Origin of the sequence: Klebsiella michiganensis (assembly GCF_015139575.1) — a bacterium.
Lineage (GTDB): Bacteria > Pseudomonadota > Gammaproteobacteria > Enterobacterales > Enterobacteriaceae > Klebsiella > Klebsiella michiganensis.
Map to the genome: position 1 here is coordinate 1,867,668 of NZ_AP022547.1, position 20,628 is coordinate 1,888,295.

17 protein-coding genes are annotated in these 20,628 nt (G+C 61.1%); 11 read left to right on the forward strand and 6 right to left on the reverse strand.

Annotated elements, in window-relative coordinates; translation table 11 throughout:
- From mdtC to JLG71_RS08865, 3 genes are read right to left on the reverse strand one after another with little or no spacing between them, the layout of a single operon-like run.
- The gene (gene mdtC / locus JLG71_RS08855; RefSeq protein WP_109240875.1) at positions 1–3,078 is read right to left on the reverse strand and encodes a multidrug efflux RND transporter permease subunit MdtC; all 3,078 of its coding nucleotides are present in this window, start codon (positions 3,076–3,078) and stop codon (positions 1–3) included.
- On the reverse strand, positions 3,079–6,201 hold the full coding sequence (locus JLG71_RS08860; protein ID WP_014838976.1) for an MdtB/MuxB family multidrug efflux RND transporter permease subunit: 3,123 nt from the start codon (positions 6,199–6,201) through the stop codon (positions 3,079–3,081). It lies immediately after the preceding gene.
- Positions 6,201–7,454 (reverse strand): MdtA/MuxA family multidrug efflux RND transporter periplasmic adaptor subunit, encoded by a 1,254-nt coding sequence (locus JLG71_RS08865; protein WP_014230096.1) that lies wholly within the window; start codon positions 7,452–7,454, stop codon positions 6,201–6,203. Before JLG71_RS08865 ends, JLG71_RS08860 begins: the two co-directional genes overlap by 1 nt.
- A 383-nt stretch (positions 7,455–7,837) precedes the next feature.
- Between JLG71_RS08865 and JLG71_RS08870 the strand changes: the two genes are divergently transcribed.
- The 4 genes from JLG71_RS08870 to JLG71_RS08885 all read left to right on the forward strand — a co-directional run bounded on the left by JLG71_RS08870 (position 7,838) and on the right by JLG71_RS08885 (position 10,880).
- On the forward strand, positions 7,838–8,599 hold the full coding sequence (locus JLG71_RS08870) for a dimethylarginine dimethylaminohydrolase family protein (RefSeq protein WP_014838974.1): 762 nt from the start codon (positions 7,838–7,840) through the stop codon (positions 8,597–8,599).
- 28 nt (positions 8,600–8,627) lie between these two features.
- Positions 8,628–9,401, forward strand: coding sequence for an ABC transporter substrate-binding protein (locus JLG71_RS08875; RefSeq protein WP_014838973.1), 774 nt, complete (start codon positions 8,628–8,630; stop codon positions 9,399–9,401).
- Between the two features lie 64 nt (positions 9,402–9,465).
- The gene (locus JLG71_RS08880) at positions 9,466–10,158 is read left to right on the forward strand and encodes an ABC transporter permease (RefSeq protein ID WP_016946939.1); all 693 of its coding nucleotides are present in this window, start codon (positions 9,466–9,468) and stop codon (positions 10,156–10,158) included.
- Positions 10,155–10,880: an ABC transporter permease gene (locus tag JLG71_RS08885; RefSeq protein WP_014230092.1), complete on the forward strand. Its 726-nt coding sequence runs from the start codon at positions 10,155–10,157 to the stop codon at positions 10,878–10,880. Before JLG71_RS08880 ends, JLG71_RS08885 begins: the two co-directional genes overlap by 4 nt.
- Here the strand turns inward: JLG71_RS08885 and JLG71_RS08890 are convergent, their stop codons facing one another.
- Entirely contained in the window at positions 10,881–11,336 is a 456-nt protein-coding gene (locus JLG71_RS08890; protein ID WP_025107779.1) for an Lrp/AsnC family transcriptional regulator, read from the reverse strand.
- Between the two features lie 14 nt (positions 11,337–11,350).
- On the opposite strand from JLG71_RS08890, the gene JLG71_RS08895 reads away from it, so the two are divergent.
- Positions 11,351–12,469 (forward strand): succinylglutamate desuccinylase/aspartoacylase family protein, encoded by a 1,119-nt coding sequence (locus tag JLG71_RS08895; RefSeq protein WP_200914121.1) that lies wholly within the window; start codon positions 11,351–11,353, stop codon positions 12,467–12,469.
- A 7-nt stretch (positions 12,470–12,476) separates the two neighbouring features.
- Here the strand turns inward: JLG71_RS08895 and JLG71_RS08900 are convergent, their stop codons facing one another.
- Together JLG71_RS08900 and JLG71_RS08905 are read right to left on the reverse strand one after the other, a co-directional pair.
- A complete protein-coding gene (locus JLG71_RS08900; RefSeq protein WP_085520768.1) occupies positions 12,477–13,373 on the reverse strand; it encodes a proline iminopeptidase-family hydrolase in 897 nt (298 codons plus the stop codon).
- An 84-nt stretch (positions 13,374–13,457) separates the two neighbouring features.
- Entirely contained in the window at positions 13,458–14,210 is a 753-nt protein-coding gene (locus JLG71_RS08905; RefSeq protein ID WP_016946944.1) for a helix-turn-helix transcriptional regulator, read from the reverse strand.
- A gap of 202 nt (positions 14,211–14,412) precedes the next feature.
- Here JLG71_RS08905 and JLG71_RS08910 point away from each other — a divergent pair, with 202 nt between their 5' ends.
- Genes JLG71_RS08910 through JLG71_RS08935 form a run of 6 tightly spaced genes read left to right on the forward strand, consistent with a single transcriptional unit; the run spans position 14,413 to position 20,574 of the window.
- Positions 14,413–15,312 (forward strand): proline iminopeptidase-family hydrolase, encoded by a 900-nt coding sequence (locus JLG71_RS08910; RefSeq protein ID WP_014838968.1) that lies wholly within the window; start codon positions 14,413–14,415, stop codon positions 15,310–15,312.
- Complete coding sequence (locus JLG71_RS08915; protein ID WP_004852520.1) at positions 15,312–16,250, forward strand: ABC transporter permease; 939 nt, start codon at positions 15,312–15,314, stop codon at positions 16,248–16,250. The genes JLG71_RS08910 and JLG71_RS08915 overlap by 1 nt, the downstream gene beginning before the upstream one ends.
- The gene (locus JLG71_RS08920; protein WP_200914123.1) at positions 16,247–17,074 is read left to right on the forward strand and encodes an ABC transporter permease; all 828 of its coding nucleotides are present in this window, start codon (positions 16,247–16,249) and stop codon (positions 17,072–17,074) included. The genes JLG71_RS08915 and JLG71_RS08920 overlap by 4 nt, the downstream gene beginning before the upstream one ends.
- Positions 17,071–18,045 carry an ABC transporter ATP-binding protein gene (locus JLG71_RS08925; RefSeq protein WP_014230085.1) on the forward strand — a complete coding sequence of 325 codons (975 nt, stop codon included), beginning with the start codon at positions 17,071–17,073 and terminating at the stop codon, positions 18,043–18,045. The genes JLG71_RS08920 and JLG71_RS08925 overlap by 4 nt, the downstream gene beginning before the upstream one ends.
- Positions 18,045–19,079 (forward strand): ABC transporter ATP-binding protein, encoded by a 1,035-nt coding sequence (locus tag JLG71_RS08930; RefSeq protein WP_014230084.1) that lies wholly within the window; start codon positions 18,045–18,047, stop codon positions 19,077–19,079. The genes JLG71_RS08925 and JLG71_RS08930 overlap by 1 nt, the downstream gene beginning before the upstream one ends.
- The gene (locus tag JLG71_RS08935; RefSeq protein ID WP_025107772.1) at positions 19,060–20,574 is read left to right on the forward strand and encodes an ABC transporter substrate-binding protein; all 1,515 of its coding nucleotides are present in this window, start codon (positions 19,060–19,062) and stop codon (positions 20,572–20,574) included. The genes JLG71_RS08930 and JLG71_RS08935 overlap by 20 nt, the downstream gene beginning before the upstream one ends.
- Positions 20,575–20,628 lie beyond the last annotated feature (54 nt).

Below are 20,628 nucleotides of genomic sequence, written 5' to 3' on the forward strand. Positions count from 1 at the left end.
TTATTCGCTTACCGGTTGAGGGACTTTTCGCGAAAAACGCAGCCGCAGACGGTCGAAGAACAGATAGACCACCGGCGTGGTGTACAGGGTCAACAGCTGACTCATCACCAGGCCGCCGACAATGGTAATCCCCAGCGGCTGGCGCAGCTCGGAGCCATCGCCGCCGGAGATAACCAGCGGCAGCGCGCCGAACAGCGCCGCCAGGGTGGTCATCATTATCGGCCGGAAGCGCAGCAGACAGGCCTGGAAGATCGCCTCTTCCGGCGGCAGGTTGCCGTTGCGCTGCGCCTCAAGGGCGAAATCGACCATCATGATGGCGTTTTTCTTCACGATGCCAATTAATAGCATAATCCCGATAAGCGCGATTAGGCTGAACGGGGCATCGAAAAGCTCCAGCGCCAGCAGCGCGCCGACGCCCGCGGACGGAATGGTCGACAGAATGGTCAGCGGATGAACGTAGCTCTCATAGAGGATCCCCAGCACGATGTAGACCGTGGCGATGGCTGCCAGAATCAGGATCACCTGCGAGTTCATGGTCTCCTGGAACACCTGCGCGGTCCCGGCGAAGGACCCGCGGACGCTGGACGGCACGCCAATCTGGGTCATCGCCCGGTTGATGGCGTCGCTGGCTTCCGACAGAGACTTGCCGGTAGGCAGGTTAAAGGAGATGGTCGACGCCGCCGACAGCCCCTGGTGGTTCACCGACAGCGGCGCGTTAGCCGGCTGCCATTTGGCGAAATAGGAGAGCGGAATCGGCTTGTCTTCGCTGTTGATCACAAACATCTTATCGAGGGCGCTGACGTCCTGGGTGTAGACCGGGTCGACCTGCATCACCACTTTATACTGGTTCAGCGGCTGGTAGATGGTTGAGATCTGCCGCTGACCGAAGGCGTTGTTCAGCAGATTGTTGGCGTCCTGCACGCTGATGCCGAGCCGCGACATGGTATCGCGATCGTAGATCAGATCCATCTCCGCGCCGTTATTCTGGCTGTCGGAGTTGACGTCCGCCAGCTCCGGCAGCGCCGCCAGCGTTTTGCGGATTTTCGGCTCCCATTCCCGCAGCGCCGCAAGGTCGTCCGACAGCAGCGTATACTGGTAGCTGGCGTTGGCCTGACGGCCGCCGACGCGGATATCCTGTACCGCCATCAGGAACAGGTTGGCCCCCGGCTCTTTGGCCAGCTTCTTCCGCAGCCGATCGATAATCTGCTGCGCCGTTTCATGGCGCTCATCGCGCGACTTGAGGGTGATAAACATCATTCCGCTGTTGACCCGCGAGCCGCCGGTAAAACCGGTGACGTTGTCCACCGCCGGATCTTCACGAATGATCTTCATAAAGTCCTCCAGCTTGCCGCGCATCGCCTGGAACGAGATGCTCTGGTCCGCCTGGATACCGCCCATCAGCACCCCGGTGTCCTGCTCCGGGAAGAAGGTTTTGGGAATTGAGATATAGAGCCAGACGCTCAGCGCGATGGTGCCAAGCAGCACCAGTCCGGTTAAGCGGCTGTGCTTCAGCACCCACTTCAGCGATTTGCCGTATCCGCCCTGAATCGCCACCAGCAGGCGGCCAACCCCGCGCTTGCGCGTCGGCTCGTGGGGCTTGCCGCTTTTCAGCAGCCAGCCGCACATCATCGGCGTCAGGGTCAGAGAGACCGCCAGCGAAATGCCAATCGCCACCGACAGGGTAACGGCGAATTCGCGCAGCAGCCTTCCCGGCAGGCCGCCCATCAGCAGCAGCGGCAGGAACACCGCCACCAGCGACAGGCTCATCGACAGCACGGTAAAACCGACTTCCCGGCTCCCCTGCAGCGCCGCCTGCAGCGGCTTCATGCCGGCTTCCAGATGGCGGGAAATATTTTCCAGCACCACGATGGCGTCATCGACCACGAAGCCGGTAGCGATAGTCAGCGCCATCAGCGACAGGTTGTTAAGGCTAAAGCCGCACAGGTACATGGCGGCAAAGGTGCCGATCAGCGAAACCGGAACCGCCACCGCCGGGATCAGCGTCGCGCGCCCCGAGCGGAGGAAGAGGAAGACCACGAGGATCACCAGCGCCACCGAGATGACCAGCGTTTGCTCCACTTCCTCCAGCGAGGCGCGGATGGTCGGCGAGCGGTCCTGGGCGATTTGCAGATCGACAGAGGCCGGGATGGTGCGCTGCAGCTCCGGCAGGCGGGCGCGAATGCTGTCCACCGTCTCGATGATATTGGCTTCCGGCAGCTTGCGGATCATCAGCAAAATCGCCGGTTTGGCGTTAGTCATCCCGGCGTTGCGCACGTCCTGCACCGAATCGGTGACGTTGGCGACGTCGCCGAGGCGCACCGCCGCGCCGTTGTTATAGTGCACGATCAGCGGCTGGTATTCGGCGGCGGTCTTCAGCTCGTCGTTGGTCGCCACCTGCCAGCGGTGGGTGGCATCTTCCAGCGCCCCCTGCGGTTTACGTACGTTGGCGTTGCTGATGGCGGTGCGCACCGCGTCCAGCGATACGCCCTGGTTAAACAGCGCCTGCGGGTTGAGGTCGACGCGCACCGCGGGCAGCGAACTGCCGCCGACGTCGACGTCGCCGACGCCGTCAATCTGGGCAAGGGTCTGCGCCAGCTGGGTAGAGGCGAAGTCGTACAGTTCACCCTGGGACCAGGTATCCGAGGTGAGGGTGAGGATCATGATCGGCGCGTCTGACGGGTTGGCTTTGCGGTAGGTCGGACGGCTCGGCATGCCGCTCGGCAGCAGGCTTTGCGCGGCGTTAATCGCCGCCTGCACGTCGCGGGCCGCGCCGTTGATATCGCGGTCAAAGTTGAACTCAAGAATGATGCGCGTACTGCCGAGCGAGCTGGAGGAGGTCATCTCATTGACCCCGGCAATCCGCCCCAAAGAGCGCTCCAGCGGCGTCGCCACCGAAGAGGCCATGGTCTCCGGCGACGCGCCGGGCAGCGAGGCGCTGATCATGATGACCGGGAAATCCACCTGCGGCAGCGGCGCCACCGGCAGCAGGCGGAAACCGAGGATGCCGCACAGGGTAATGGCGAGCGAAATCAGAATCGTCGCCACCGGACGGTAAATGAAGAGGGCGAAAAACTTCACCTACGCCTCCTCCTCACGCCGCGGGAACCGGCTCTTCATATACAGCGACAGCCGGTCGAACAGCAGGTAGATAACCGGAGTCGTGAACAGCGTCAGCACCTGGCTGAGCATCAGACCGCCGACCATGCCAATCCCCAGCGGACGCCGCAGCTCCGCGCCGACGCCGGTACTGAGCATCAGCGGCAGTGCGCCCAGCAGGGCGGCGAGGGTGGTCATCAGGATCGGGCGGAAGCGCAGCAGGCAGGCCTGGTAGATCGCCTCGCGCGGCGGCATGCCCTGCTCGCGTTCGGCGGCCAGCGCGAAGTCGATCATCATGATGGCGTTTTTCTTGACGATGCCGATCAGCAGAATGATGCCGATAATCGCGATAACGTCCAGTTCGCTCCCCGCCAGCCATAGCGCCAGCAGCGCGCCGACGCCCGCCGTCGGCAGGGTGGAGAGAATCGTTATCGGATGAATAAAGCTTTCATACAGTACCCCGAGGACGATATACATCGCCACCACCGCAGCAACCACCAGCCAGACGGTGCTGCCAAGCGCCGACTGGAAGGCCAGCGAGCTGCCCTGGAACTGGGTACGGATATCGCTCGGGAACGCCAGCGCCTGTTCGGCGCCAAGAATCGCTTCGACCGCATCGCCCAGCGAATAGTTGTCCGGCACGTTAAACGAGATGGTGGTAACCGGGAACTGATCGAGATGGTTTATGGATAGCGGGGCAAAGCGCTCCTCGACGCTGGCGATGGATTTCAGCGGCACAATCCCGCCGTCGCTGCTGGTCAGACGAATATTATCCAGCGCCGCCAGCCCCGGCGTGGCCTGGGTATCATGCTCCAGCACCACGCGGTACTGATTCGCCTGGGTATAAATGGTGGAGATTAAGCGCTGACCGAAGGCGTTATACAACGCGTTATCGACGTCCGCCATGCTGATGCCGAGACGGCTGGCGCTATCGCGATCAACGTTGATATACGCCGCCAGGCCCTTATCCTGCCAGTCGCTGCTGACGTCGGAGAGCTGCGGCAGCGCCTGCAGCCGGGCCAGCAGCTGCGGGACCCAGTTGCTGAGCGCGTCCAGCGAGTTGGCCTGCAGGGTGAACTGGTACTGGGTGCGGCTGACGGTGGTGTCAATGGTCAGATCCTGCGTCGGCTGGAGGTAAAGCTCAATGCCGGGAATGCCGCTCACCGCGTTCTGCAGGCGGCCGATCACCGTCTGCACGCGATCGTCGCGCTCGTCCAGCGGCTTAAGGTTGATTTGCAGGCGGGCGCTGTTGAGCGCCGGGTTGGTACCGTCGACGCCGACGTAGGAGGTAAGGCTTTCCACCGCCGGATCGTTGAGTATCGCCGCCGACACCTGCTGCTGGCGCTCGGCCATGTTGGCGAACGACGCCGACTGCGGCGCCTGCAGCGTCCCCTGGATAATGCCGTTGTCCTGAATCGGGAAGAAGCCCTTCGGAATAAACACCCACAGCATAATCGACAGCACCAGGGTACCGAGGGCCACGCTCAGGGTCAGCCACGGATGATTCAGCACCCGGCTCAGCCAGCGGCCATAGACGGCAATCACCCGCTCAAAGAAACGCTCGCTGGCGCGCGAGAAGCGGTTCTGCTTGCGCAGCGACTCGTGGCTCAGCATGCGGGCGCACATCATCGGCGTCAGGGTCAGCGACACCACCGCGGAAATCAGGATCGCCACCGCCAGGGTAATGGCGAACTCGCGGAACAGACGGCCCACGATATCGCCCATAAACAGCAGCGGGATCAGCACCGCAATCAGCGAGAAGGTCAGCGAGATAATGGTAAAGCCAATCTCTCCGGCCCCTTTCAGGGCGGCGGCCAGCGGCTTTTCGCCTTTCTCGATATAGCGCGAGATGTTTTCAATCACCACGATGGCGTCATCGACCACAAAGCCGGTGGCGATGGTCAGGGCCATCAGCGTCAGGTTGTTAATCGAAAAATCGAGAAATACCATCACCGCAAAGGTGCCGACCAGCGATAGCGGTACGGCGATGCCGGGAATAATCGTCGCCGGGACGTTGCGCAGAAAGACGTAGATAATCATCACCACCAGGGCGATGGCCAGCATCAGCTCGAACTGGGTATCGCTGACCGAGGCGCGGATATTGGTGGTGCGGTCGGAAAGCACCTGTACTTTAACCGATTTCGGCAGGCTTTCGGTGAGCTGCGGCAGCATCTGGCGGATGCTGTCGGCGGTCGAGATAATGTTGGCCCCCGGCTGGCGCTGAACGTTCATGACGATCGCCCGCTGATTGTTCGCCCATGCCCCGAGCCAGCTGTTTTCCGCGCCCTGTTCCACGGTGGCGACGTCGCCGAGGCGAATCGGCGCGCCGTTCTGATAAGCGATAATCAGCCGGCGGTAATCTTCCGCCGACTGCATCTGATCGTTGGCGGAGAGGGTCACCGCCCGCGACGGGCCGTCAAGACTCCCCTTCGCCGAGTTGACGTTGGCGCTGGTTATCGCGGTGCGCACCGTTTCGCTGGTCAGCCCGAGGGCGGCAATGGCCTGGGCGTTGAGCTTGACGCGTACCGCCGGGCGCTGGCCGCCCGCGAGGGTGACCAGCCCGACGCCGGAAACCTGGGAGATTTTCTGCGCCACGCGGGTCTCCACCATATCCTCGACCTGGGTCATCGGCACGGCGGAAGAGGTGACCGCGAGGGTCATAATCGGCGGATCGGCGGGGTTAACTTTGCTGTAGACCGGCGGGTTAGGCAGGTCAGAAGGCAGCAGGTTGGTGGCGGCGTTGATGGCTGCCTGTACTTCCTGTTCCGCGACGTCCAGCGGCAGCGTGAGCTGGAACTGGAGCGTGACCACCGACGCGCCGCCGGAGCTCTGGGAAGACATCTGCTTGAGGCCGGACATCTGGCCAAACTGGCGCTCCAGCGGGGCGGTCACCGACGAGGTCATCACGTCCGGGCTGGCGCCGGGATAGAGGGTTACCACCTGAATCGTCGGGTAGTCCACTTCCGGCAGCGCCGAAACCGGCAGGAAACGATAGCCGATAATCCCGGCCAGCATAATGGCCACCATTAACAGCGTCGTGGCGACCGGGCGCATGATAAACAGACGGGAAGGGCCACCCGTGCTGCTCGGCGGTAACACTTGCATCAGGAGCGCGCTCCTTTTTTACCGTACTCGCGGCTGGTGGCTTTTTCCGGCTCGGCGGCGGTTGCCGCATCGTGGGCTTCGACGACCTCAACTTTTGCGCCTTCGGTCAGACGGTCGATACCGTCGGTTACGACGCGATCGCCGGCGGAAAGCCCGGCGTTGATCACCACTTTCAGGCTGTCCTGAATACCCGGCGTGACGGTGTGCTTGCTGACCTTGTTCTCATCGTTCAGTACCCAGACGAAATGGCCTTCGTTACCCATTTGCAGCGCGGCGGTTGGGATCACCACCGCGTTCTGCTCGGTATCGACCAGCATACGGGCGTTGACGAACTGATTCGGGAACAGGGCATCGTCCAGGTTAGTAAAGCGCGCTTTCAGCTTGATGGTGCCGGTGGTGGCGTCAATCTGGTTATCGAGGCTCAGCAGTGAGCCTTCGCTGATTTTCTGTTTATTGGTGCGGTCCCAGGCTTCGACAGCCAGCTTTTTCCCCGCCTTTTGCGCCTGTACCACCGTGGCGATTTGGTTTTCCGGCAGCGTAAAGACCACGTCGATCGGGTGGGTTTGCGTCAGCACCACAATCCCGGTGGTGTCGCCGCTGGCGATCTGGTTGCCGATATCCACCTGTTTTAAGCCGACCCGGCCGTCGATTGGCGCGGTGATGCGGCTCCAGTCCAGCTGCAGCTGGGCGCTGGCGACGGCGGCTTCGTCCGCTTTGATCGTACCCTGGGTTTCGCTGACCAGCGACTGCTGGGTGTCCAGCTCCTGCCGGGAAACCAGATTGGTTTTGACCAGCTGCTGGTAGCGCGCCAGATCGCGACGGGCGTTGGCCAGGGTGGCCCGATCTTTCGCCAGCTGGCCTTCGGCCTGGGCGAGGGCGACTTTAAACTGGCTGGGGTCGATTTCCGCGAGCAGATCGCCCGCTTTGACCTGCTGGCCTTCGGTAAAGTGGATGGCCAGCAGCTGGCCGTCGACGCGGCTGCGGACGGTGACGGTATTCGCCGCCGTCACGGTGCCGAGGCCGGAAAGGTAGCGGGGTACCGCTTCGCTGGTGGCGGTGGCCGCCTGTACCGGCGCGAGGGCGGCGCCAAAACGACCGGGGCGTCCGCCTCCGGGCCCCTGCTGACGCGCGCCTGATGCCGTCGGCGCGCCGCTGTTTGCCGCTTCGCGACCCTGCCAGAACCAGTACGCGGCGCCCGCGACGATCGCGACCACCAGCACCGCAGCCCAACGGCTTTTATTGCTACCTTTCATTAATTTGCTATCTCATCCTGAAACGTTTCACGGAATGATACTAGTTTAGCCAGCGAACGCTGCTTAAAAATGGAGGAATTATGAAAAGACTGTCCAGATATGTCTGTAAAAAACGCTTTTCGCAGAGCCGGTTACGGTGAATAGTTAGGCGTAAAATTCGCTTAATGATTTTGCTTAGCCGGGCGATGAATCAGGTTAGTTATTGCCCGTCATCCGCTGTTTCTTAAGGGTCACAGCGGAATACGTCGAATCTGAACTGATATACAGCGTGAATAAGCGGCCCCGGAAAGTGATTCAGCCTGATTGGCGGCGGCATCTGTTTGATAATCAAATTCACTCACGATTTTGCCTTAAGCAATGCGACCACTACCAGAGGGTTCTTTATGCATTTTACCCAAGCTATCGCCCGTCTCCCGGCCGCCACCTGCGGCGCAGGACAAACTACCGCCCGGCTGGGCGCGCCGGATATCGCCGCCACCACCCGCCAGTTTCTCGCCTATGTGGAAACCCTGCTGCAGCTTGGCCTGAAGGTCACCGTACTGCCCGCGGCTGCGGATTATCCTGATGCGCACTTTGTTGAAGATACCGCGGTGGTGATGCCGGAACTGGCGGTGATCACCCATCCGGGCGCGCCGAGCCGTCAGGGCGAGGTCGATACCATTGCGCCGGTGCTGGCGGGGTTCCGTCCGCTGGCGCGGATGAGCGAGCGCGGGCATATGGACGGCGGCGACGTGCTGTTAGTGGATAAGCAGTTTTTTATCGGCCTGACGGCGCGCACCGATGAGCAGGGGATCCGCGAGTTTGCCGCCGCCGTTGAGCCGCACGGCTATCAGGTCGCGGCGATTGAAGTGAGCGCCGGTCTGCATCTGAAATCGATCGTCAACTATGTGGGCCGCAATACGCTGCTGCTGACGGAAGGCTACGTTAACCATCCGGCGTTTAGCGGCTTCAACAGCATCGTGATCCCGGAAGAGGAGGCCTACGCCGGAAATACGCTGTGGATCAACGATACCTTAATTACGCCGCAGGGCTACCCCTATACCCTGGGCGAAATCAGCAAGCTGGGAATGCCTATCGTGCAGCTCGACACCAGCGAATTTAAGAAAATGGATGGCGGCCTGACCTGCCTCTCACTGCGTTTTTAATCACCGCGCCAACACCGGGGAGATCGAAATGAAAATACGCCTTGCCGCACTACTGGCCTGCATGGCGCTCAGCGCGCCGCTGGCCGCCCAGCAGTTTGACACCATCAGCTTTGGCGTCGATGGCGGCTATCCGCCGTTTGACGTGCTGGCGCCCAGCGGTGAAATTACCGGCTTTGATATTGATATCGCCAATGCGCTGTGCACCCAGCTAAAAGCCAAATGCGTTTTCGTGAAGCAGCCGTTCGAAAGCATGATCGCCGCCCTCAACGCGCATAAGTTCGATGCCATTATCGCTTCGCTCAATATTACCGATGAGCGTAAAAAGGAAGTGGATTTCACCGACCGCTACTACCGCAGCGCGGCGCAGCTGGTGGCGCGCAAAGGCAGCCCGCTGCTGCCTGACGTCGCCAGCCTGAAAGGCAAAACCGTAGGCGTCCAGACTGGCTCCACACATGAAGCGTTTGCGAAGGCCAACTGGGCCAATCATGGCGTGAAAATTGTCGGTTACGCTAACCAGGATAACGTCTACCTCGACCTGCTCTCCGGGCGAATCGACGCCGCGTTGCAGGATAATATCCAGGCGGCGACCGGCTTTATTGATACCCCGCGCGGGCAGAAATTCGCCTTTGCCGGTCCGGTTATCCAGGACGGCGGCATCTCCTCCGACGTGGGGATTGCGGTGAATAAAGACAACCCGGCGCTGCGCGATGCGCTGAACGGCGCCATTAAGGCAATCCGCGCCGACGGCACCTACGACGCGATCCAGAAAAAATACTTTAGCTTTGATATTTATGGCAAATAAGTCGTGAAGATGCGGGCGCGGGTGATGGCCTGCGCCCCTTTACGACCTCCGCGGAAGGCTGAATATGGTCGCAGACTATTTACCCCTGTTGTTACGCGGCGCGGCGCTTTCGCTGTGCGTGATGCTCTCTTCATTACTGGTCGCTCTGCTGCTGGGGCTGATTAACTCGCTAATTAAGCTCTTCGGCCCGCCGTGGCTGCGCCTGTTTTCCACCGCCTACACCACGCTGGTACGCGGTATCCCGGAGCTGGTGATTATGCTGCTGCTGTTTTTCGGCGGCGAGATGCTGGTGAACCTGCTGCTGGGTCTGGTGGGGCTCGGGCCGGTGCGCTTCAATACCTTTATCTCCGGCGTGCTGGCGATCGGCTTTGTTTTCGGCGCCTATTACACCGAGACCTTTCGCGGCGCCTTTCTGACCGTCGATCGCGGGCAAACCGAAGCCGCGCAGGCCTACGGGATGCGGCCGTGGACGGTGTTCCGCCGGGTGATGCTGCCGCAGATGCTGAGCTTCGCGATCCCGGGCATCAACAACAACTGGCTGGGGCTGATGAAAGCATCGGCGCTGGTGTCGATCCTGGGCCTTGAGGATATGGTATGGCTGGCCGAACAGGCCGGGCGCGCCACGCAAAAGCCGTTCCTCTTCTATTTTCTGGTCTCGCTGATTTACATGGTGATTACCGCGCTCTCCAGCTGGCTTTTCAGCCGCCTGGCGAAGCGTTACGCGCTGCGCTCTTCCACGGCGGGGACGGCCTTATGAATCTGCAAACCTTTCTCGATGCGATCCCGAGCTTTTTGTGGAGCGACGGCAACGGCGCCGCCAGCGGGCTGGCGGTCACGGCGGAGCTGTTTTTGCTCTCCATCGTTCCCGGGATGGCGCTGGCGATAGCGATGGCGGTGGGGCAGGTGTATGGACCGCGCGCGCTGGCGCTGCCCATCCGTGGTTTTACGTATTTTTTCCGCAGCACGCCGCTCTATCTCCAGCTGATGCTGATTTACTACGGCCTGTCGCAGTTCGATATCGTGCAGACGGGCTGGATGAACGACCAGCCGTTCTGGCTGTTGTTCCGCGATGCGACCTTCTGCGCCACGCTGGCGCTGGTCCTCAACACTGCCGCGTACGTCGCGGAGCTGCTGGCGGGGATGATGGTGACCTTTCCGCGCCAGGAGTGGGTCGCCGGGGAGGCCTACGGGATGGGGAAATGGCAGATTATTCGTCGTCTGGTGCTGCCTGCGACGCTCAGACGCGGGATCCCGGCGCTGAATAATGAAATGGTCTTTTTACTGCACGCCACGTCGCTGGCCAGCACCGTCACCCTGCTGGATATTACCGGCGTGGCCCGCGCGTTCTACGCCATGACCTATTCGCCGTTTATTCCGTTTCTGATGGCCGCGGCGCTGTATCTGCTCTGCACCTTTATGCTGATTTTCGCCTTTTCCCGCGCCGAGCGGCGCTGGCTGGCGTTTATCCGGCGCGGCTAGTCAGGAGCGCTTAATGGCCTGCAGTTCGGTCAGGGTGACGATTTTATCGACGTGAAACTTTTTACTGGTCAGCCAGCTATCCGCCAGCTGGCAGTAGTGCGCCATGCTGCGGCAGCCGATGCGTACCAGAAAGTCGAAGCTGCCGCTGACCAGCCAGCAGTCCAGCACTTCGGGCGTCTGGCGCATCTCCTGTTCAAACACCGGCTGCGAGCGCCCGTGGTCGGCCAGCGCGATTTGCGCCTGTACCACAAACGCGTGCTCCGGCTCGGGCAGTTCTACAATGGCGCTGTAGCCGCGAATAATGCCGTCGCGCTCGAGGCCGCGCACCCGCTCCAGGCATGGACGGGCGGTGAGGTTTACCTGCTCCGAGAGCTTCTGATAAGAAATGCGGCCATCCCGGCGCAGAATTTCAAGGATCTTATGATCGATACGGTCAAGCCGGGCTTTCTTTTCCACAACCAGGACGTCCAATGAAAATTAAACACTATACATTACCTGAACATGCACTCGGTGGGCAGCGGCAATTAAGCCATTTTCATTTCGGCGCGCCCGGCACGGGAGAGAAGGTCTATCTGCAGGCGGGGCTGCACGCCGATGAAATCCCGGGCATGCTGGTTCTGCATTATCTTAAAAGATTACTCAGCCAGGCGGAACGGCGCGGCGAACTGCGCGGCGAAATCATTCTTGTGCCGGTAGCCAACCCGCCGGGGCTGGCCCAGGTGCTGCTCAGCAGCGGTATTGGCCGTTTCGATCTGGCGAGCGGGCGCAATTTTAACCGCGATTTTCCCGATCTGGCGGCGCTGGCGCAGGCCGGTTTACCGGCGGATTTGCCCGGTACGCGCCCCGAGTATCTGCAGCGGGTGCGCGCGGCGATGCGGGAGGCGCTGGCGGCGCTTCCCTCCGCGAGCGAGGCGCAGGCCCTGCGCCACCATCTGCTGAGCCTCGCCTGCGATGCCGATCTGGTGCTCGATCTGCACTGCGATGACCAGGCGATTTTGCACCTCTATGCCGACCCGGCCTGGCAACGCGAGGCGAAAGTTCTGGCGGCTTTCCTCGGTATTGGCGCCGTGCTGCTGTCGCAGGAGAGCGGGGGCAACTCGTTTGATGAAGCCTGCGGCCTGCCGTGGCAGCGTCTTTGCGCGAGGAATCCGTCGTGGCGCCAGCAGCAGCCCGGCTGCATGGCGGTGACCGTCGAGCTGCGCGGCCAGCAGGAGGTGAATCACGCCACCGCCTGCGACGACGCCGAACGTATTTACCGTTACCTGCAGTACCGCGGCGTGCTGGCGGGCGCCAGGCCCGAGGTTCCGCAGCAGGAAACGGTGATGCTGCCGTTTGCCGCCGGGGAGATTGTCACCGCGCCGGCGACCGGCATCCTGGTGCTGCTAAAACATCCCGGCGAGTGGGTCAGCGCCGACGATGTCGTCGCGGAAATCATCGATCCGCTGACCGATATGGTCAAAGCGGTGCGGCCGACATCGGGCGGCCTGATTTATGCCAGCCGTCGGGCGCCGTTTGTCACTTTAGGGGCTGAAGTGATGAAAATCGCCGGCGAGCGGCCCTTCAGCGGCGGAGGCGGACTGGCGCTGTAAGCGGCTTTTATGATATCGCTCGGCCTAAAAAGTCGTTTACCGTCTTCATGCACAGCTCGCGCTCTTCGACGTGCGGCATATGGCTCGAAGCTTCGAAAATGACCCACTCGGCGCCGGAGATATGGTCCATAAAGGGCTGTACCACTTCCGGCGTGGCTTCATCGTAGCGCCCGGAAAGCAGCAGAACCGGAACCGTAATGCGCGCGAGGCGGTCGATAATCGTCCACGCTTTCATGCTGCCGATAACGTGGAATTCGGTGGGGCCATTCATGGCGTGATAAACCGTCGGGTCGGCATCCATGGCGTCGAAGGTGCGCCGCACTTCCGCCGGCCAGGGATCGAGCCGACAGACGTGGCGTTGATAAAATACAGCGCTTGCCGCCTTATATTCCGCGCTGTCCAGCGTTCCTGCCGCCTCATGGTCCAGCAGCGTCTGCTGGACGTCGGCGGGCAGCTGCGCCCGCAGCTTTGCCGCCCCCTGCAGCCACAGCGCCATCGATGCCGGGGAGTTGGCGATAATCAGCGCCTTTAACCCCTTTGGCTGCGTCACGGCGTGCTCCGCGCCGAGCATACCTCCCCAAGATTGGCCGAGCAGGGCGTAATTATCGGCAATATTGAGATGCAGCAGCAGGTTAGCCAGTTCGTCAAGAAACAGCGCCGGTTGCCAGAAGTCGGCGGGCTGCTGCGGTAAATGGGTTGAACGCCCGTTGCCTAACTGATCGTAGTGGATCACCGCTCGCCCGCTGAGGGCGATATCGCGGAACGCATCGACGTAATCATGCGTGCACCCCGGCCCGCCGTGGGCGACGACCAGCGGCGTGAGTCCGCTATCGATATCGCCGCAAACGCGAAACCAGGTTTGATAGTGCCGAAACGGGGCGTAACCTTCGCGGATGGTATACATGAATCATCTTTACCCTGCTAAGTGGACCGGCTTTCAGGGTAAAGGCTGGCAACCGCGGCTGAACACTAGCAAAAATGCTAGTTCTTAGCTGTCGAGCAGACGGTAGTGCAGGGCGCGGACCACCGCCTGCACGCGGTTGCTGGCGCCCAGCTTTTTGGCCGCGGTATTGAGATGCAGCGTCACCGTCGCCACCGAGCGATGCAGCTTGCGGGCGATCTCTTTGGCGGTAAGCCCCTCGGCGGACCACGCCAGGCATTCGCGCTCGCGGTTGCTCAGCTTGACGTGATGGCAGGTGAGCATAGCGCTGTCGAACAGCGGGAAGGCGGACTCCTGAAACTGCCAGGCGAGCAGCATCAGCTGCGCCAGGGTGGCGCTGATTTCCCGCTCCTGACGCTGGCCGGTATGGATGCCGGTGAGGGTCACGAACCCTCCGTTGGGGAGATGCAGGGGAACCGTCGCGCCGCAGGGCATATTGTGTTCGCGCATATAGTCGGTGACCGCGGTGGGATGATTGTCCAGCCTCCCGCGCAGCATGCTGCTGTCCGGCCGTTGATAGGACCAGACAAAAGGCGCGCAGCTCTCGAGCGCGCAGTGCTGTACCGGATCCACCTGGTAATATCCGCGCTCGCACCATAGCTGGCGCATATCTTCCGGCACGTTGAACGTTTTCAGCAGCGAGGGCGTAATCAGTTCTCCTTCCAGAGAACGCGGAACCGGCGTGTAATCGTAAATCACCGCCTCAAATCCCAACCTCCGGGTGTGCTGAAAAAGCCCGCTGAATGCGTCATCCAGGCTGGCCGCCCGCGCGCTGCCGGGGTGGTCAAACTCCAGTCGCATATAACCCCCTTCACCTAAAACGAGACCTGCGACGGGCACGATTTGTGCAAATCCGTCAGTAGCTGGCCCAAAGATATGCAATTCCGATGCCGTTCCGGCGCGGCGCAAAACTAGTATTTTTGCTAACTGTTCAGCGTCCGGGGTTGCCGTTAGCGTTAAGACAGACCCCAACCCTCTTACCATCGACGATGAGGAATAGACCATGTGGAGCGAAATAGCGCCCGACCGGTGCCATAACATTGCGGTGGAAGGCTATAACGTCGTGGCCTATCAGTTTGGCGACGGCGATGAAACCATTCTCTGCCTCAACGGCGGACCGGGGCTGCCCTGCGACTATCTGCGTGAAGCCCACGCTTGTCTGAAACAGCACGGCTATCGGGTGATCGCCTTTGACCAGTTGGGGACCGGAAAGTCCGACCGGCCGGATGACGCCAGCCTGTGGACGATGGCGCGCTATGTGCGTGAAGTGGAGACCGTCCGCCGGACTTTGGGCCTTGGTCAGGTGCATCTGCTTGGTCACTCGTGGGGCGGATGGCTGGCGATTGAAGTGGCATTGCACCATCCTGGCGCAATTCGCTCGCTGATTCTGGAAAACACCGTCGCCGATATGCCGCATCTGGTGCAGGAGCTGAACCGTCTGCGCGGGGCGCTGGGGCCAGAAACCGTCGCGATGATGCAGCGCTACGAAGCGCTCGGCTGGCTAGACCATCCGGCCTATCAGGCGGCGATTACGCTGCTGAATTACCGTCACGTGTGCCGCCTTGACGTCTGGCCAGAGCCGGTTATCCGCTCGCTTGGGGACTGGAATATGGGCCCGTATATCACCATGCAGGGGCCGAACGAATTCCTCTATACCGGTAATTTAAAAAACTGGAACCGCAGCGCTGAGCTGGCGTCAATCCGTGTGCCCTGTTTGATCACCAGCGGCCAGCACGATGAACTGACGCCCGCCTGCGCCCTGAAAATGAAGCAGGGGCTGGCGAACGCTGAAATAGCCATTTTTGCCAACAGCAGCCATATGCCGTTTTACGAAGAGCCGCAGGCTTACTACCCGGTGCTGCTCGATTTTCTGGCGCGCCAGCGCGACGCGGGAGGCTGTTAATGCATCGTTACCGCTTTCTGCTTTTTCGCCCGCTACAGCTGCTGCCGGTTCTGCTGGGTATCAGCCTGATCACCTTCATGATGGTGCGCGCGATCCCCGGCGATCCGGCGCGTATTCTGCTGGGGGTGCGCAGCACGCCGGCGGCGCTGGCCCGCATTCGCGCGCAGTTTGCCCTTGATGAACCGCTGTGGGTTCAGTACGGCTATTTTCTGCGCAACCTGCTGCAGGGCGAGCTGGGGAAGTCGATTGTATACCGGGTGGATACCCTGAAGCTGATTGCCTCGCGGCTGGAACCGACGCTGTGGCTGGTGCTCGGCAGCGTTCTGCTGGCGGTAGCGTTGACGGTGCCGCTGGCGGCGATAGCCGCACGCCAGCGCGGGCGTCTCGCCGATCGGTTGATTCGTCTGTTTACGACCGCCGGGCTCGGATTCCCGGCATTCTGGCTCGGCATCATGCTGATTCTGCTGTTCAGTATCGTGCTTGGCTGGTTTCCGGTCTCCGGCTACGGCAGCGATTTTTTAGACCAGCTGCACCATATGGTTCTGCCGTGCCTGACCGTGGCGCTGGCGCTGTCGGCGGTATTGATTCGCAACCTGCGCGCCAGCCTGCTGATGGAGATGAATAGCGACTATGTGGTGGCGGCCCGGGCGCGCGGGCAGCAGGAAAGACGTATCTTCTGGCGGCACGTGCTGCCGAACTCGCTGGTGCCGACCATCAATCTGCTGGCGGTGAATATTGGCTGGCTTATAGGCAGTACGGTGGTGATTGAAAGCGTGTTTGCTATCCCCGGCCTCGGACAGCTGCTGGTTAAGGCGATTTTTAGCCGCGACTATATGGTGGTGCAGGGCGTGGTAATGGTCTTTGCCCTTGCCACCGTGGCGGTCAGCCTGCTGGCGGATATTCTGACCGTGGCCCTCGACCCAAGGATAAAACTATGAAGGCGATAGCGACCTTTTCCCGCCTGCGTCAGCGGGCGCTCTTCGCCGGGCTGGCGATAGTCGGACTATGGCTACTGGTCGCCTGTCTGGCGCCGTGGATAGCGCCGTTCGATCCGATTGCCCAGGACGCCTCTTCCAGTCTGCTGCCGCCGGGCGGCGCGCATCTCTTCGGTACCGACAACTTTGGCCGCGACGTTTTTTCCCGCGTGCTGTGGGGGGCGCGGGTCGATCTGCAAATCTGCCTGCTGGGGGTCCTGTTCCCCTTTATGCTCGGCACCACCCTGGGGGCGCTGGCGGGCTATCTCGGCGGCGTGGCCGACGCGCTGGTGATGCGGGTTATTGATATCGTGCTGGCCTTTCCGTTTCTGGTGCTGATGCTGGCGATTATCGCCATCCTCGGGCCGGGGCTGAGCAGCTTTTATATGGCGATGGCGATGGTGGGCTGGGTCTCCTACGCCCGGCTGGTACGCGCTCAGGTACTGACGCTGAAACAGCGCGATTTTATTCTGGCGGCCCGCAGTCTGGGCTACGGCCATCTGCGGATTTTGTTCCGCCATCTGCTGCCCAATGCGCTAACCGGAGCCATCATTTTTTCGATGTCCGACTGCGTTCTGGTGCTGCTGAACGGGGCCTCGGTGAGCTATCTCGGGCTCGGCGTGCAGCCTCCTACCGCCGAATGGGGGATTATGGTGGCCGAAGGGCAGAGCTTTATCACTACCGCATGGTGGATAACCACCTTTCCGGGGCTTGCCATCGTGCTGCTGGCGATGGGCTTCAGCCTGCTGGCCGATGGGCTGGGCGATAAGCTAGGGGAACGCGTATGAGCTTGCTGAAGGTAAATCAGCTGACGGTCATGCGCGGCGAGGATGTCGCGCTGGTGGATAACGTCTCGTTAACGCTTGAAGCCGGGGAGATGCTTGGGCTGGTTGGCGAAAGCGGGTCGGGAAAAACCGTGACCTGCCGGGCGCTGATGCGCCTGCTGCCGGGGGCCGGACTGCGGATTACCGGCGGTGAGGTTCTGCTGGACGGCCGGGATATCTTGTCCCTCAGCGAAGGGCAAATGTCGGCGGTGCGCGGCCGGGAAATCGGTATGATTTTCCAGAACCCGACCAGCCATCTCAATCCGGTGATGACCATTGGAGAACAGATTGCAGAAAGTCGCCGCCTTCACTTTGCGGCAAACCGCCGTCAGGCGCGGGAGGATGCGCTGGCCTTGCTGCGCCAGGTCGGTATCCCGGACCCGCAGAATCGGCTCAATAGCTATCCGCACGAATTTTCCGGCGGCATGCGCCAGCGGGCGATGATCGCCGTTGCCCTCGCGCCGGAACCGCGGCTGCTGATTGCCGACGAACCGACCACCGCGCTGGATGTCACCGTGCAGATGCAGATTCTGCGCCTGCTCAGCGATCTGCGCGCCGAGCTGGGGCTGGCGGTCATTATGATCACCCACGATCTCGGGGTGGTGGCGCAAACCTGCGACCGGATTGCGGTGATGTACGGCGGCAGGCTGTGTGAAGTGGGCGGCAAACGCGAAGTGCTTGGCGGGCCCCTGCATCCCTATACCCGCGGGCTCATTGATTGTCAGCCGGCCAGCGAAGGCGGGCAGGGGAGGTTGACGATCATCGACGGCCAGCCGCCCAGCGCCGACCACTTCCCATCAGGGTGTCGCTTTCACCCGCGCTGCCGCCGCGCCGATGAGGCGTGTCAGAGCCAGCCATTGCTGCGTTACGGGCAGGATTGCCATAGCCACGCGGTGGCCTGCCATCACATTTTGCCAGCACGGCAGGAGGGATAATGGTTAACGCTCGCTGGCCGCTGCTTGAGGCCGATAATCTTTGCGTCACCTTCCCGGTTTCCGGCGGCCTTTGGCGGCCGAAGCGGGTCGTACACGCGGTAAACCGGGTCACGATGCAGATCTTTCCTGGCGAGACGCTGGGCCTTGTCGGCGAATCCGGCAGCGGTAAGAGCACGCTTGGCCGAGCGCTGTTACAGCTTGAACGGGTTGCCGATGGCGAGGTGCGGTTCGCCGGACAGCGCATTACCCATGGCTTAACCAGCGATATTGCCCGTCTGCGCCAGCAAAGCGCGATGATTTTCCAGGATCCCTATGCCTCGTTGAATCCCAGGCAGACCGTAGGAGAAAGCATCTCCGAGGTGCTGCGCGTGCATCAGAAAGTCCCGCGCGGGCAGGAAGCGCTGCGGGTTGCGGAACTGCTCACCCTGGTCGGCCTGCGTCCGCAGCAGGCCAGCGCGAAACCGTCTCAGCTAAGCGGCGGCCAGTGCCAGCGCGTCGGTATTGCCAGAGCGCTGGCCATGGAGCCGCGGCTGATCGTGGCCGATGAGTGCGTCGCGGCGCTGGACGTCTCTATTCAGGGACAGATCGTCAACCTGCTGATGGATCTGCGGGAAAAGATGGGGCTGGCGATTCTGTTTATCGCCCACGATCTGGCGATTGTGCGGCGACTCTGCGATCGCGTTGCGGTGATGTATCTCGGGAGAATTGTGGAAGAGGGGCCGGCAGAAGCGGTCTTCACTCGACCGCTGCATCCCTATACCGCCGCGCTGGTCTCGGCGATCCCGGAAATCGACCCGGATAAACCGCTGCCGAAAAATTTGCTGGGGGGCGAGCCGCCCAGTCCCGTAGCCGTTCCACAAGGCTGTGCATTTCATCCGCGCTGCCCTTATGCGCAGGTGCAGTGCCGCACCGGCGCACCACCACCAACCCGGCAGATTGCCGATCGCGCTTATGCCTGCGTGCTCAACCTCGCGGGCGATGAGACCGTTTTTCCGTTAACTGGGGGATCTTTTGATGAAGCACAGGCAGATTAAGTTACTGGCGGCGAGCGTTTTTCTGGCGCTCAGCGTGGTGAGTGAAATAGCTCAGGCGGCCGGCGTATTGACCATTGGCCGCCGGGAGGACAGCACCACGTTTGACCCGATAAAATCGGCGCAAAATGCGGATAACTGGGTCTTTTCCAACGTCTTTGACCCGCTGGTGCGGGTGGATAAAAGCGGGACGAAGCTGGAGCCGGGCGTGGCCGAGAGCTGGACGATTTCCCCGGATGGCAAAGTCTATACCTTCAAAATTCGCGAAACCCGGTTCTCGGACGGTACGCCGCTGACCGCCAGCGATGCGGCGTTTAGCCTGATCCGTATCCGCGATGATGAAGGCTCGCTGTGGCGGGATTCCTATAGCATTATTGCCAAAGCGGAAGCCACGGACCCGCGCACGCTGGTGGTGACGCTGAAATCGCCTTCAGCGCCGTTCTTATCGCAGCTGGCGCTGCCGAACGCTTCGGTGATTTCCCAGCAGGCGATGAAGGCGGAAGGCGAAGAGGCGTTTGCCGAAAAGCCCGTGGGCTCCGGCGCGTTTAGCGTGAAAGAGTGGCTGCGCGGAGAAAAGATCGTGCTGGTGAAGAACCCGAACTTCTGGCAGGCGAAAAACGTCAGCCTGGATGGCGTGGAGTGGTTAACCATTCCGGACGACAATACCCGCATGCTGAAAGTGCAGGCCGGCGAACTTGACGCCGCGCTGACCGTGCCTTTCTCGCGCATTGCATCGTTACAAAAGGATGCCAATCTGAAGGTGGAGCTGGATCCTTCTACTCGCGAGGACCATCTGCTGATCAATCATTCTCACGGCGCGCTGGGCAAGGTGGAAGTCCGTCAGGCGCTGGACTTCGCGATTGATAAAGACGCGATTGTGAAAACCGTGACCTTTGGCTACGGTCAGGTGGCCAATTCCTATATTCCCGCCGGAGCGCTTTACCACTATCAGGATAATCTTCGCCGGCCATACGATCCGCAAAAGGCCAAAGCGATGCTGAAAGCGGCGGGCGCTGCCGACCTGAAGCTGAACTATGTGGTCAATGCCGGGGATGAAGTCGATGAGCAAATTGCCATTTTGCTACAACAGCAGCTGGCAAAAGCCGGGGTGACGGTGAATTTGCAAAAAGTCGACCCGAGCCAGAGCTGGGATATGCTGGTGGCCGGGGAGTACGATATATCGGTGATGTACTGGACCAACGATATTCTCGACCCCGATCAGAAAACCACCTTCGTGCTGGGTCACGATGCCAATATGAACTATATGACCCGCTATCATAACGACCAGGTTAAAGCGCTGGTGGCCGCCGCGCGCGTTGAAATGGACAGTAAAAAGCGCGAGCAGATGTATATCGACCTGCAAAAAATGGCCAAGGCCGACGTGAACTGGGTCGATCTGTATTACAGCCCGTACCGCAACGTCAGCCGCAAAAATATCGACGGTTTTTATCAGAATCCGCTGGGACGTTTCTTCCTGGAGGATACCGTAAAACACTAATGCCTCTTTGCGCCGGTTGTCCTCTGACGCCGGCGCCTTTTTCATCTTACCGGC